Raw genomic sequence first — 13,080 nt, forward strand, 5'->3', positions numbered from 1 at the left:
TCTTTCGCCACAACCAACATGTAATCCTTCTTCAAACCTTTTCAAGTAAAGAATCCTGTTAAACGGTCGTTTTAACCGCTTTTAACCGCGGCTTTCCCGCTCGATGCACCCGCAACGAATGCCCGCGTCCATTCTCATATGGTTCCACGGTCGCGGTCACCTCGAGAACCGGGTACCGCACGGTTGCCAACCCATAACTGCGATAGGTCCTGGCAAATAGTTCTGTCTCTATAATCCCCGTCCAATCGGCCAGGGTCAGGAACTTCATCAGCTCGCCGGTGGTCTGATGATGCATCCGTTGCTCGATGATCAACCCACACAGAATCACTTCCTCGCCAATATGATCGCCCAATTTATCCACGGAACAATAAGTCTCCCACGCAATCTCTTCATGTAATTCCAATGGATGCCCGCTCACCGGGAATCCGAACAACTCCGCCTCCCATTGCAACTGCTCACGCCGGGACGGCTCTTCCAATTGCATCTCGGGCAATTGCTCCATCCCCGGCGGCGGCAGCAACCATCCTTGCTTCAAATCCATCGATGCCCCATAGGCGCGCTTCAAAAACTGGCACTCCCAAAATTGTTCTGTTCGCTTTTTTCCAAACCGATCAAATGCCCCCACACGCAACAATAACTCCATCTCTTCACCGGAAGCCCCCACTCGTCGATAAAAATCATTCAACGATTCAAACAGCCTCTGCTGGTGCTCTTTCAAAATTCGCTCATTGGTCTTCGCCGTCAGTCCTTTGATATAACGAATCGGCACACGAATAAACTTTTCCGTCGGGACAAAATGTGGTCCGGGCTCGCTCACGCACGGCGGCAGCAGTTGGAGACCCAATCGATGACACTCCAGCACATACACCAGCGGATCGTAAAACCCCTTCCCGTTGGAAAGCACCGCCGCCATGAATTCCACCGGGTAATTCAACTTCAGCCAGGCGGATTGATAAGCCTCGATGCCATACGCTGTGCTATGCGCCTTGCAAAATGCGTAACCTTCAAATCCACTCGCCAGTTCCCACACTTCCTGGATGTTCTCTTCCGCATGTCCCCGCGCCCGCGCCGACGCAATAAATTCCTGGCGAATCTCCTCAATGGTTTCCTGCTTATACTTGTTTAATGCCCGACGCAATACATCCGCGCGACCCGGCGGCAACCCTGCAAAGGCTTCACAAATCTGCAGAATATGTTCCTCATACACCACCAACCCATGGGTGCTTTTCAAACATGCTTCAAGTGACGGATGCGGATAACTGGGCGGCTCCATCCCTTGATAACGCCGCGTGAACTTCACCTTCTTCTGCTCGTTCGCCGCCCCGGGCCGGATCACGCTCACAATCGCTATCAACCCGTCAATCTCACTCACGTTGCACATGCGACACAAACTCACCATCGCCGGACTCTCGATATGATGCACCGCCCGCGCTCCACCACCGGAAATCATTTCCCAGACACGTTTATCTTCCCACGGTTCCAGCGCTGCCAAATCAAATTGAATCCCTCGCTGCCTCAACCCCTCATCCATGTCGCGCATGACTGCCAACCCACCCTGCGCCAACACATCCATCTTGATCAACCCGATCATCTCCACCGCATCCATATCGTAATGCGTCGTGGGATACCCCTTGTTCGCGATAAACGTTGGCGTCAACTCATGCATCGGTTGTCGCGACAACACCAGCCCGCACGGATGCATCTTTGCATAGCGCGGAAATCCATCCAAAAACTCCGCCATCTCCAATGCCGATTTGTAAGGGTCCTCCTCCAACGGCAGGTCACCGCATTCCTGGTGTTCCTTCAAAATCTCCGTCAAGCCAATCGCTGCCGTATGCGGAATGCGCTCAGTGAACCGCCTGATCTGAAATTCCGAAACGCCCAATACCTTCGCCACATCCGCAACGGCGCCACGCGCTTGATAAGTCGAAAACCCGCCGACGATTGCAGTCTTCTCCTCCCCATACTTTTTGAAAATTAAATCAATGACATCATCCTTCCGGTCATGGGGAAAATCCACGTCGATGTCTGGCAGCTTGTTCAACGCCATCCGGTCCTTGTTAAGAAAACGCCGAAAATAAAGCTCAAACCGGATCGGACAAACCCCGCTAATCTCCAGGCAATAACAGACCAACGAATCCGCCGCACTTCCGCGCGTGATCCATTCGATTCCTTCCTTTTTGCAACTCTGCAAAATGTCCCACATCACCAGGAAATATTCCTCATAACCCACCTCCTCGATGATACTCAACTCCTCTTCCACCTGCTTTCGATGCTTCTCCGCCCGGTCCTTATAGCGCTTCTCCAATCCGTCCATCACCAATTTGCGCAATAATGCTTTTGACGATAATCCATCCCGTGTCGCAAACGCCGGGAACTGTGGCGGCCCAAATGGAAATTCAAACGAGCAACGTTCCGCAATCTCATTCGTATTCACCAATAACTCCGGATGTTCCCCAAACATTCTCTGCATTTCCATGGGCGAACGAAAATGCAACTGCCCACCCATGATTTTCTCCGGATGTTCCTGCTTCAATAACGTCAGCGTGCGAATCGATTGCACCACGTCATACTTCCACCGGTCTCCCGGCACCGCATAACGACAGGCCAGTGCTGCCACACACGGCCATTCACGCGGCGCGTCTCGCATTGCTTCACGCGAGTTCACGGCAAAATAAAATCGCCCGGGAAAAAACGGTGCAAGCAGTCGATTATAACTCACCGCCAGCAAACCTTCTGTCCTTCCCTCCAGTTCCCGCGCAGTCAGCTCCTTCGGCGCCGAGAGCAGGTGGCACAGGTTGTGATAGCCCTTCGTGTTTTCCACGTAGAACAACGCCGGGATGCCGCCCACCTTCACACGCACCCCCAATACCGGTTTGATTCCCGCCTTTTTCGCCGCCAACACAAATTCAGCCGCACCATGCAAATTCCCGTCATCAGTCAACGCCACTGCGGGCAATTCATAACGTCGCGCCAGGTTCACCACCCCTTCAACCGATAGCGTGGAATTCAAAAAGGAGTAATAGCTGTGCATGTTCAACGGCAGGTAATGCTTCACCTTCACTCGCGTTGCCACTTGCCGTCTGGGAGCTGAGGCCAGCACCCGGCTCTTCACAGCTTTGTAATCGGGACTCGCCTCGCGCAATTGGAAATCGTGTCCGCGCAAAATCACCTGCTTGCCGCGACTCTGCCGCAACTGATCCACCGCGCTTGCGAGCCGTCTCTTCGCCTCATGTTGTTCCGCCGATCGTTCCAACGCCAATTCCGCGCGGAATATTCCGCTGTAAACATTCGAAAGCCGCAGCGACACCATTCGCAAACTCACCCGCCGCCGCCACGCTTGTTTCATTAACACCCGTATCCGGCCATAAATATCCGTCTCCAAATCCGTCGGCTCCAGCAGGCTCTCGCCTGCCTGATCCTCGGCCATGTCGTTGTAACGCACCTTCACGGTGAGTGTGCGAATGGTCTTGTCATCAGCCCGCACCTGCGCCATCAAGCTGTCCGCCATCCGTTTCAACGTCGCCTCGATGAATTCCTCATCGGTCTGGTCCACACCAAACGTTTCTTGATGACCGTACGACTTCGCCGGTTCGCTCTCCTGTATTAATGGCCGCTCATCAATCCCATCGGCAAACTCCTTCAGGCTTCGCGCCATGTTCCCCATCAGCAACTGCAATAAATCCAACGGGGTTTTCGCAATATGCCCAATTCTGATCAACCCGGCCGCATTCAACTTTGTCGCGGTCGTCGGTCCCACGCCCGGCAGCCATTTGTTTGGCAGCGGATGCAAAAATGGAATCTCACCTCCCAACGGCACCTGTTTGAACGCTGCCGGCTTGTTCAGCTTGGAAGCAATCTGGCTCACCAGCTTGTTGCAGGCGATTCCCTCGCTCACCGTGATTTTTAATGCCCCCCTGATGGCCCCGCGAATGATCTCCGCTATCTCTAATGGCGATTTCCGCGCCCCGGTCAAATCGAAGTAACCTTCATCAATCGAACTGATCTCCACCTCAGGTGTGAAATCGTACGCGTACGAAAACATCCAGCGGGAAAATCGCTCATACTTCTCGAAATCTCCCGGCACGATGATCAGCTTCGGACACAGCTTGCGCGCCCGCACAGTCGGCATCGGCGTGTAAACACCAAACTTCCGCGCCTCATAGGAAGCCGAGGCAATGATGCCGCGCTTTTCTCCTCCCACCGCCATGGCCTTGCCCCGCAATCGCGCATCCGCCGCCTGCTCCACTGAAGCAAAGAACGCGTCCGCATCCAGGTGGACAATCGCCCGCGCTCTCATTTCTCCCTCGGTAGCCCTCATGATGGCTAAATTAAGTCAATTTATTCGTGAGGAACGTAATTTCACCGCAGTTGCACTAAGTGAAGTGGGGAGAGTTTTGGCAGGAAAGGCCATTCGAGTGACTTGCGAATGGCTTTCGTCAAACCGTCATTCCAGCCCACATTTTTCTTATCTGACCTCGGCAAACCGGCGACTTTCTTAAGGCCCGCAGGGTCGGCATGTCTATAGGAATCAATCCCCAAAAGAATCCCCGCTTCGGCCCGCGATTCTAAACAGTTCCATCCAGGCAACCCGAAGCGGCACCCATCAGCGCAATCCAGCGCATCCCTCGTTATTCATGCCAATACTTTACTCACTTCACTTGAACGAAGAATGAGGCGCGGGCATATCGCGTGGATCTGTAAGCGGCGAAAGATCCAATTAAATCTTTCCGACAACCTGGTCCCACCGCGCACAAACACGTGGCGTAAACAACCCTGTTACCAGGCCTCTCTTACTTGCTGCGTCTCCGAATCAGGGCAATCATCACCCCTTGGATCACCAGTTCATCCGCTGGAATCAACTTGGAATACTTTGGATTTTCCGCGCGCAAATAGGTTTTGCTGCGCTCCTTCACATAAGTCTTGAGCGTGCTCTCGTTGTCAATCAACGCCGCCACCACATCGCCCACCTTGGCCTCGACGCCGTGTTCCAAAATCACGATGTCGCCCGGACAAATGTTTTTGCCAATCATCGAATCGCCTCGCACTTCCAGCGCAAAGGTGCGCGTCGTCGGCTTGATGTTCAACGTGCCAACATCAATCGACACACATCCCCGCGCCTCCTCGTAACGATTTTCCGCGAGACCAGCCGGAATGGATCCAAAGACCGGGATATCCACCACCCGCTTGCGAAACGCTTGCAGCGGGGAAACCACTCGCAAGGTGCGCGCCAATCCCGGCTCACTCACCAACGCGCCTTTTTTCCTCAACGCTTCCACATGGTCCGTCACCGTGCGCGGACTGCGAAACCCAAAATGGGCCGCAATGTCACGCATGCTCGGCGTGATTCCATCCTTTTGTTGGCATTTTAGGATATACTCCAAAATCTGATTCTGCCGCCTTGTTATCTTATGCATACTATCTACGTGTATGGGTCGGAAAGCGAATCCTGTCAATACCTTTTTTTAACCGGTATTTTTACCCAACCTTTTACGTTAACTTTTCCAGGATGGCGATGATGGTTTGCAGCGCATTTCCCTCCAAACGGTTATTCACATACAAAAACAGTTTGCTCAACCCCTCTTTTGCCAGGGCCTTCTTGATCAATTTTGCCGCCGCCACCCGCACATCCTCATACGGTTCCTTCAACCGGTCGTACGGTTTGAACTTATCCACCGCTTCCTGATATTTCCGACCGGGCTTCAGCAGTAATCGCGCGCCCGCAAACTCCGGATTCGTCACGCTCCCCGGCAGCTCCAGTTGGTCGCTCACCGGCGGCATCTCGGCCCAACTGTTGTACACATGGGTTACGCCATGCCGTGCCAACATCTCAAAATAGTCCGGATGGAGAAAATTCCGGTTCCGAATCTCCACACCATACCGCCAACCCTTCGGCAACTTTCCCAGGAATTGGTCCAACGCCTCCACAAAATCTCGACCGCGCGCAAAATCATGGGGACCAAACCGTGAAAACTCGAACATCAACAAACCAATGTTCTTTTTAAACTCCTCGCACGGTTTCAGGAAGGCTGCGGCAAACAAATCCGCATTCAAAAAATGCTCATTCGGTCTGCCCGCGCGCAAACCAAACCGCGGCAGTTCGGGAAATTGTTTGATGGTGATGTCATCGGTCACCTTGAAGGTAAACAGAAAATCCTCCGGCACCTCCGAAACCAGGTTCTTAAGATAGCGTTCATCCGGGAATTTATAGTACGCCGCGTCCACGCATACGCTCTTGAACACCTCCGCATACTCGCCCAGGCACAACCGGTCAAATCGTGTCTCGGAAAATTTTCCACGGTAAATGTAACGATCCTCCTGATACAACATCCCGCGCCAACCTGGATATTTCCACGACGACGTCCCGATGTAGATACCCTTGTCCGCCAGTCCGGAGATCGATGCCTTCAGCTTGTCTCGATCAAATGCCGTCCCGGAAGAATTGGCCGTTGGAAGCAATAAATTGGGTTGGCTGGCATTGTCGCTCATTTTCCCCTCTAAATTGTATGCCGCGATTCACCTTCCATTTAGTCCAGTATATGCCCTGGTTTTCAATGGTTCCCATCCTTAACCCTGCCCGATAGTTGGGGCAGTTATACCGAATGCCGAAAGAAATTTCCGAATGGCAGGAGGGATTTTGGTTTGAGGCAAGGCGGAGGCCGCAGGCGCTATCCCTAGATAGCGACCAGGCCGACAACGCCGCCTCAAATCAAAAGCACCCTGCACCCAATGACTAACGCAGTTCCTCTTCCCCAAGGCCATGGCCTTTTCAGTCTCCACTTTCATCAGGCTCGTCGCCTCCTTTCATCCGGTTCTTTTCCCCATTCCGGAAATTAATTTTGGCATTCGGTATAGTCCGCCAGATAACTCCTTCAAAGTCCCGGGGAGGACTAAACCGGCACCGAATAAAAAGAGACTCTAAGCCGTTTCCCCATCAATCTCCCATGCCACGCCATCCTCATCCGTTCCATCCCCCTTGGTCCCAAGAAACACCCTCGCTTCCTTGATCGCTTTTTCATAAGTATTCGCGTCCAGGCGCATCACCGTCTTCGCGCCCCGCCCATTTTCATATTCAAGGTCAAAGCTGCCGTCTGGCCGGTCTGATAATGTGGCTCTCTTCATGACTATTATTTGTGAACGGTATTTGCATTTTTGGCCAGAAAACACTTTACCCGGTTATGACCGTCCGCCACATCCTCACGTGTCATTTTAAGAGCCATGGACTCGCACGCCTGATGTGAACCCTTATATCCCTGCGCCGCCGCCAGTTGATACCACTTGTAAGCTTCAATCCATGTTTCATGATTGTCCATTCCCGCCTTACTGGCACGTTGATGGTTCATGCCCAACTGATGTTGCGCCCCCGCATCTCCAAGCATGGCCGCCTTTTCAAACCATACTGTCGCCTTCACTTCATCCCGTGCCACACCCTGACCATGTGCATACATCATTCCCAAATTGAATTGTGCGAGCGCATGGCTTTGGTCCGCTGCTTTTAGATACCACTCGGCCGCCTGCGCATAATCCCGCTCTGGTTCCGCCAGATTGGCAAATTTCATTCCCCTATTAAACTGCACCTCCGCGTCCTCAAGATTGGCCTCCGCGCCAGCTATTTCCAGAACGGGCTTCGGGGCATGCGAAAATAATTTTGAGAACCAGGATTTTGCCATGATGCCAACAGTAAGCTAATCCAACCGGAACACAAGGAACGCTTTTGGACTGCACACGGTCTCGTGCTCTCAACTCATTCAAGCCGTCGCATGCTCCTCCTCGCATCGATGCACTTCCACGGTTACATGAACCAATTCCTCATGCTCCTTCAACCTCGCTTTATAAATATCCGGCGATTTGGGCTGATGCGCCACCACCGAAATTATCGCCGCAAATTTGTTCACTCCCAGTTGCCAGATGTGCAGATCGGTAATCGTGGAGTCGGCATCAGACTCAATCGCCTTGCGGATTTCCTCATTCAGATCCGTCTCCTCCGGCTCGCGATCCAAAAGAATGATATTCGTCTGGCGGATAAGGCTATAAGCCCATTGTGCAATGACTCCTGCACCCACAATTCCCATCACCGGGTCCAACCAACTCCAACCTGCCAGTTTCCCGGCAACGAGTGCCACGATGGCCAACATCGAAGTTACTGCATCCGCGATTACATGAATATAAGCAGCCTTTAGATTGATATCATGATCGTGTGCATGGCCATGCTTATGATCATCATCATGGCCGTGGTCATGCGAATGTTCATGTCCGTGATCATGCCCATGATGATGGCTGTCTTTGAGTAACCAGGCGCTCACTACATTCACGATCAAGCCCACAACTGCCACAGCAATGGCTTCGTTATAATGTATCTGGACAGGAGAAAACAAACGTTCTACCGATTCATAAACCATGAACAACCCGATGATCCCCAAAATCAACGCGCTGGTGTAGGCGCCCAACACTCCCACCTTCCCGGTACCGAAGCTGTATCTGTGATTCCCCGCATTCTTGCGGCACACCGCATAAGACCAGGCCGCGATGAAAAACGCCACCACGTGCGTGCTCATATGCCAACCGTCGGCAAACAAGGCCATCGAATGCAGTTTCAGGCCACCAACAATTTCCACCACCATCATCACTGCCGTGAAGGCAATTACCCTCCGGGTATTCTTTTCCGCCGAGGTAAAATCCTCGACAAAGTTATGATGATGTTGCCATTGGGCTTTGTGTGTCTGATGCATAGCGTCAAAATGCAAAATGTAATCTCGCTGAAAAAACCGATACCGGCCCTCGATCCCGGTTAAATGCCGGATGATTGATAAACTGATAATCTCCAGCGCCGTGGACCGTTTTCCAGATCTGGAAATCATAATAGATTTCCATCAATTCTTCCAGCCCATACGTCAACGCGCCATCCCCGGCCAGGATGCCCAACCCTCCCGCTGCAAAAAATTCCTGGTGCACATGGGTGATTCCATTGATCGCTCCTCCCAGGCCCAAAGTGTCGTCCGGACGGCTCCAGAAACTGCCTTTGACACTCAATCCCAAGGAGGCGGCATGGTCCACGTCACTGAACATCCAGGCTTCATTTTGCCCGTCACTCCAACCCAGACGCATGAAAACCCCAATGTCCTTCACCAATTCCTGCTCCACATTCAACCCAACACCATACTTAAATCGGTACTCGCGCGTCAGGGTGATATTCTCGTTAAGGCTGGGGTTATTGAGCGTCTCCTGGTAACTCCCCATGTGCGCCTGATTCAGGTAACCCAGCAGGCGAATAGCCCCGGGGTGCTCATTCAATGTGTGACGGTGCTCCAGTTCAGTCACCATTGCCCACGCCTTTGTATAGGCCTGATCCTGGGCCACTCCATTAGACGTGCGCGGCACCTGAAAAAATCCATAGCGCGCCGTCCACGAAGGTTGATTCAATTCCACAGCCAGACCCGTCATGAAGCCCAGACTGTCTGCTGGATAGTCCCAGGCCTGGTTGGCCATCAGGCTCCAGTTCATAAACTGGGTTCGCGGATCATTGGCGTAGGCGTTGTTGTCGAAAATATCCTTCGCGCTCATTTTGCCGACCGTGAGCGTGACGCGCGAAACATCCCGCTCGCCGGCCAGATGCAGATCATCTCCTGTTACGTTCTCCAGTTCTCCACCCAGGCCAATGGTTTGCCTGATGAAAAGACGGGAGATGTTCACGTTGGGAACCTTGGTGCCGACCCGGAATGCCTCGCCATTCGGAAAACCTTCGACTCCCCGCGTACCGCTGAATCCGAACCCCTGCCACATCAAGCCATCCACATGGAACTCGGCTCCAGGCCACAATCTTCTCCCCACCAGCAGGTCAAGCGACCCGGTTTCATCGACCTCATTCACGTTCCGCAAGCTGTTTGGCCCGGAATATTTGGCCGGAAAACCGGGATGATACTGCAGAATATAAGTATTTTGCGCGTGCCAGCTCCACATTTCTGTTTTGGGCTCGGCATTGGTCTGGCCGGAAGCTTCGGCATTGCTCTTGAATCCGGGAGAGATGGGTTCCGTGGAACCGTTACTGGGATTTTCAGCGGCTGACACAACAGGCGCGGCGACCAGTGCTACCAGCCATACCGCTCTCGTTCGCTTCCAATTACCGCGGATCTTCATGGGTTTAAACACTATTCACCGCCAACTTCTTTGAGCAAGCTTCGCCGCCTCGGCCTACAATGAGCAAAAGCGCTTTCGAGTGCCACTTTAAAGGCATGAACTGTGGCGTTAAATGGAGATTCTCATTCTGGTCGAGGGCAGCTAATATCGTTCCGATGACTATGATCAGGAATTATCTGCCGCTCGCTCGACGTTACCTCGCCATCCTGGCCATGGCATTGTGGATGGGCGGCTTCACTTTCTATTCGCTTATCGTCATCCCCACCGCCAGCAAGGTTCTTGGAGGCGAACGGGAAGTTGGGTTTGTAACTCAACAAGTCACCAATTGGCTCAACCTTATTGGCATCGGCGCACTTCTAATCCTGCTCTGGAATACGCTTGCCGAACGCAAAAAGGCGGGTTTTCTCGTCAGTTATGGACTGCCAGCCACCTGGCTTGTCATGGTTCTTTCGCTCATTGGACTGTTTTTCGCCCATGCCTGGATTGACCAACTATTGGATACCGCAAATCATAAAGTCCTCAGCTACTCGCATTTCTTTGACCGGCATCGTCTTTACATGATCATTGCCACGATCCAATGGTGCAGCGCGCTGGCCCATCTTCTCTTGATACTCCTGGCCGGACAAAAGGTTGGCGGTCTCGGTTCACAACGGGAGACGGAGCTCGTCACTTCTTAGCCAACGCCAGGATCATGTGAACACCATTGATCGCGGCGAAAACCAGGAGACAAATCCCCGAAGCCTTCTGCATTCGCACCAGGGTTTTATCTTTGAATTTCCTGTGGCCAAGCGAAACCGCCCAGCTCAAACCCAGAAACCAGAGCAAAGTTCCCAATAGCACTCCCAGCACGCAAAAACCCTTGCTTTCCCACGTCGGTTGCACCCATTCGTGGGAGATGAAATGGGCTCCAAGAATGACCCATCCCAGAAAGACGCCAGGATTGGCCATCACGCGAACGAATCCGGTCATGAAAGCCGAGTGAGGATGCAGTTTGATTTCAATCTTTTCCTCCACCTTGCTTGCATGCGGAACCGTCGTTGTCATCAGAAATTTCAACCCCAATCCCAGCATGAATACGAAACTGACCAGTTCCATGGCCGCTTGAATCAGGCCTTTGCTAAAGAATGAAGCAAAACTGCTGAAAGCGAATCCGCAATAAATGACCTCCATCAACGACGCCCCGATCCCAATCAAAGCCGCCCATTTAAATCCGCGCCTCGCCCCTTCATTTATGATGGTGGCGTTGATGGGTCCGACCGGAATGGATAAAATAAGACCGCTGAGAAAACCGGTCAATATGGCAATGAAGGTGGGATAGAGATCCGACATGCGTCATCGTCAAACCGTCGGGGCGGCATCATCGCCTTCTTCCTCCTCCTCGATTTCCTGCCGCATTTTGCGGGAAATATGCGGCCGGATGAATCCGTAGATCAGGTAGGAGGTAAAAAGAATCGGCAAGGCCCAAGTCAGGATATGCTCCTGCAGAATCAACACCGCAACGATAAAAATAATGGTTACCAACGTCTTGGTGAAGGTCCTGGTCGCCTTCAAATCAAGCGATTTGAACGTCGGATACTTCACCTCGCTCACCATCATGCAGGAAAGAAAAATCATCAGCACCGGGAGGACATATTTCCATGAACCCTGCGCAAATGCCTTTTCATTCCACCAGATCATGAAATACGTAAGGGACGCCACCATCCCCGCCGCTGAGGGGATGGGAAATCCCAAAAACTCCTTCCCGCCACCACTGCCGGACATGGCGGCCAGACAGTTAAACCGGGCCAACCGAAACGCACCGCAAATCAAATAGATGGAAGCAATGAACCAGCCAATCTGCGGGTAATTCACAAACACATCCTTCAAAACAATGCGATGCACCAAAAACGCGGGCGCGGCGCCGAACGAAATTAAATCCGCGAGTGAATCAAACTCACGGCCAAACGGGCTTTCGCGCCCCCCCATGCGCGCCACTCGCCCATCAAATAAATCAAAAATGCAGGCCAGCAGAATGTAAGCGAGCGCAATCTTGATTTGCTTGAAATCGCCGGTGGATAAATCCGCCTCCACGATCTTGGTCAGGGCCACAAAACCACACGTGAGATTGCCCGCCGTCAGCAAATTCGGCAGAAAATAGATCTTCAGCTTGGGCGTTTCCGCTTCCGGCACGTTGGAAGGAGCTGGCGTCGCCATATCGTGCCTATTCAAGCTTCCCGATGATGGTCTCGCCTCCCACCACCTTATCACGCAACTTAACGTTGATTTTGGCCGACAGCGGCAGATAAATGTCTGTGCGCGAACCGAATTGAATCAAACTGATGCGTTCGCCGCGCGCCACTTCATCGCCCCCGTTCACGAACGGCACAATCCGGCGTGCCAGCACGCCAGCAATCAATCGCAGACCGAGCTTTTCGCCCGGGTGGTCAGTCGATTCAAACCCGATATAGGCGTTTTCATTATGAGTCGCCGATTCCGTTTTCATCGCGTTCAGGAACTGGCCATTGGTGTATTTGTAATAAGCCACCTTTCCTGCGATGGGCGCATTCTGCACATGCACGTTGAGCACCGAGAGGAATACGGAAATACGCTGGCATCGTCCGCCCATGAACTTGGGCTCGTCAATTTCATCGATGGTATCCACCACACCATGGGAGGGCGAAACGATCAGATCGGGTCCTGTCGGGACCTTCGCCTCCGGATCACGAAAGAAATAAAGGGTGAAAAGGGCGAAAACGCCCCATAATGCCACGAGAAAAATGGAGATGCCGAGAATGAAGGTGCCTAACATCGCTGCCAATGCACCGGCGACGAAGATTACGCCGAGCGCAACCAACGTCCAAAAAATCATCTTAAAGGCTGCCTTGCGGGCTTTGCCGGAATGTCTCATGCGTTTATCCTAAAGTCCAAAGTTCAAAAGTTCAAAGTCCAAAGTTCACCCGCAAATAG

Annotated in this window: 11 protein-coding genes; 1 reads left to right on the forward strand and 10 read right to left on the reverse strand. The window is 52.7% G+C overall.

Annotated elements, in window-relative coordinates; all coding sequences use genetic code 11:
• Window positions 1–58: 58 nt before the first annotated feature.
• The 7 genes from dnaE to CFLAV_RS28525 form a co-directional block, all read right to left on the reverse strand.
• Window positions 59–4,321: a DNA polymerase III subunit alpha gene (gene dnaE / locus CFLAV_RS28490; protein WP_007418388.1), complete on the reverse strand. Its 4,263-nt coding sequence runs from the start codon at window positions 4,319–4,321 to the stop codon at window positions 59–61.
• Between the two features lie 472 nt (window positions 4,322–4,793).
• The gene (gene lexA / locus CFLAV_RS28495; RefSeq protein ID WP_007418389.1) at window positions 4,794–5,417 is read right to left on the reverse strand and encodes a transcriptional repressor LexA; all 624 of its coding nucleotides are present in this window, start codon (window positions 5,415–5,417) and stop codon (window positions 4,794–4,796) included.
• Window positions 5,418–5,490: 73 nt separating this feature from the next.
• A complete protein-coding gene (locus CFLAV_RS28500; RefSeq protein ID WP_007418390.1) occupies window positions 5,491–6,489 on the reverse strand; it encodes a DUF72 domain-containing protein in 999 nt (332 codons plus the stop codon).
• A 429-nt stretch (window positions 6,490–6,918) separates the two neighbouring features.
• On the reverse strand, window positions 6,919–7,122 hold the full coding sequence (locus CFLAV_RS28510; RefSeq protein ID WP_007418392.1) for a hypothetical protein: 204 nt from the start codon (window positions 7,120–7,122) through the stop codon (window positions 6,919–6,921).
• A gap of 5 nt (window positions 7,123–7,127) precedes the next feature.
• Complete coding sequence (locus CFLAV_RS33370; RefSeq protein WP_007418393.1) at window positions 7,128–7,670, reverse strand: tetratricopeptide repeat protein; 543 nt, start codon at window positions 7,668–7,670, stop codon at window positions 7,128–7,130.
• A gap of 78 nt (window positions 7,671–7,748) precedes the next feature.
• Window positions 7,749–8,729, reverse strand: coding sequence for a CDF family Co(II)/Ni(II) efflux transporter DmeF (gene dmeF / locus CFLAV_RS28520; protein ID WP_007418394.1), 981 nt, complete (start codon window positions 8,727–8,729; stop codon window positions 7,749–7,751).
• Window positions 8,730–8,733: 4 nt separating this feature from the next.
• Window positions 8,734–10,134, reverse strand: coding sequence for a carbohydrate porin (locus tag CFLAV_RS28525; RefSeq protein ID WP_007418395.1), 1,401 nt, complete (start codon window positions 10,132–10,134; stop codon window positions 8,734–8,736).
• 155 nt (window positions 10,135–10,289) lie between these two features.
• Between CFLAV_RS28525 and CFLAV_RS28530 the strand changes: the two genes are divergently transcribed.
• Window positions 10,290–10,811 carry a hypothetical protein gene (locus CFLAV_RS28530; RefSeq protein WP_150107649.1) on the forward strand — a complete coding sequence of 174 codons (522 nt, stop codon included), beginning with the start codon at window positions 10,290–10,292 and terminating at the stop codon, window positions 10,809–10,811.
• Here CFLAV_RS28530 and CFLAV_RS28535 read toward each other — a convergent pair.
• Genes CFLAV_RS28535 through CFLAV_RS28545 form a run of 3 tightly spaced genes read right to left on the reverse strand, consistent with a single transcriptional unit; the run spans window position 10,801 to window position 13,021 of the window.
• On the reverse strand, window positions 10,801–11,463 hold the full coding sequence (locus CFLAV_RS28535; RefSeq protein WP_007418397.1) for a LysE family translocator: 663 nt from the start codon (window positions 11,461–11,463) through the stop codon (window positions 10,801–10,803). The genes CFLAV_RS28530 and CFLAV_RS28535 overlap by 11 nt on opposite strands.
• Window positions 11,464–11,472: 9 nt before the next feature.
• Window positions 11,473–12,327 carry a CDP-diacylglycerol--serine O-phosphatidyltransferase gene (gene pssA, locus CFLAV_RS28540; RefSeq protein ID WP_007418398.1) on the reverse strand — a complete coding sequence of 285 codons (855 nt, stop codon included), beginning with the start codon at window positions 12,325–12,327 and terminating at the stop codon, window positions 11,473–11,475.
• A gap of 7 nt (window positions 12,328–12,334) precedes the next feature.
• On the reverse strand, window positions 12,335–13,021 hold the full coding sequence (locus CFLAV_RS28545; RefSeq protein ID WP_007418399.1) for a phosphatidylserine decarboxylase: 687 nt from the start codon (window positions 13,019–13,021) through the stop codon (window positions 12,335–12,337).
• Window positions 13,022–13,080: the final 59 nt, after the last annotated feature.

This window comes from Pedosphaera parvula Ellin514, from assembly GCF_000172555.1.
In the GTDB taxonomy this organism is placed as follows: Bacteria; Verrucomicrobiota; Verrucomicrobiia; order Limisphaerales; family Pedosphaeraceae; genus Pedosphaera.

Coding starts and splice junctions, on each gene's coding strand:
- dnaE (WP_007418388.1), bottom strand. CDS start 4,321: ATGAGGGCTACCGAGGGAGAAATGAGAGCGCGGGCGATTGTCCACCTG.
- lexA (WP_007418389.1), bottom strand. CDS start 5,417: ATGCATAAGATAACAAGGCGGCAGAATCAGATTTTGGAGTATATCCTA.
- CFLAV_RS28500 (WP_007418390.1), bottom strand. CDS start 6,489: ATGAGCGACAATGCCAGCCAACCCAATTTATTGCTTCCAACGGCCAAT.
- CFLAV_RS28510 (WP_007418392.1), bottom strand. CDS start 7,122: ATGAAGAGAGCCACATTATCAGACCGGCCAGACGGCAGCTTTGACCTT.
- CFLAV_RS33370 (WP_007418393.1), bottom strand. CDS start 7,670: ATGGCAAAATCCTGGTTCTCAAAATTATTTTCGCATGCCCCGAAGCCC.
- dmeF (WP_007418394.1), bottom strand. CDS start 8,729: ATGCATCAGACACACAAAGCCCAATGGCAACATCATCATAACTTTGTC.
- CFLAV_RS28525 (WP_007418395.1), bottom strand. CDS start 10,134: ATGAAGATCCGCGGTAATTGGAAGCGAACGAGAGCGGTATGGCTGGTA.
- CFLAV_RS28530 (WP_150107649.1), top strand. CDS start 10,290: ATGACTATGATCAGGAATTATCTGCCGCTCGCTCGACGTTACCTCGCC.
- CFLAV_RS28535 (WP_007418397.1), bottom strand. CDS start 11,463: ATGTCGGATCTCTATCCCACCTTCATTGCCATATTGACCGGTTTTCTC.
- pssA (WP_007418398.1), bottom strand. CDS start 12,327: ATGGCGACGCCAGCTCCTTCCAACGTGCCGGAAGCGGAAACGCCCAAG.
- CFLAV_RS28545 (WP_007418399.1), bottom strand. CDS start 13,021: ATGAGACATTCCGGCAAAGCCCGCAAGGCAGCCTTTAAGATGATTTTT.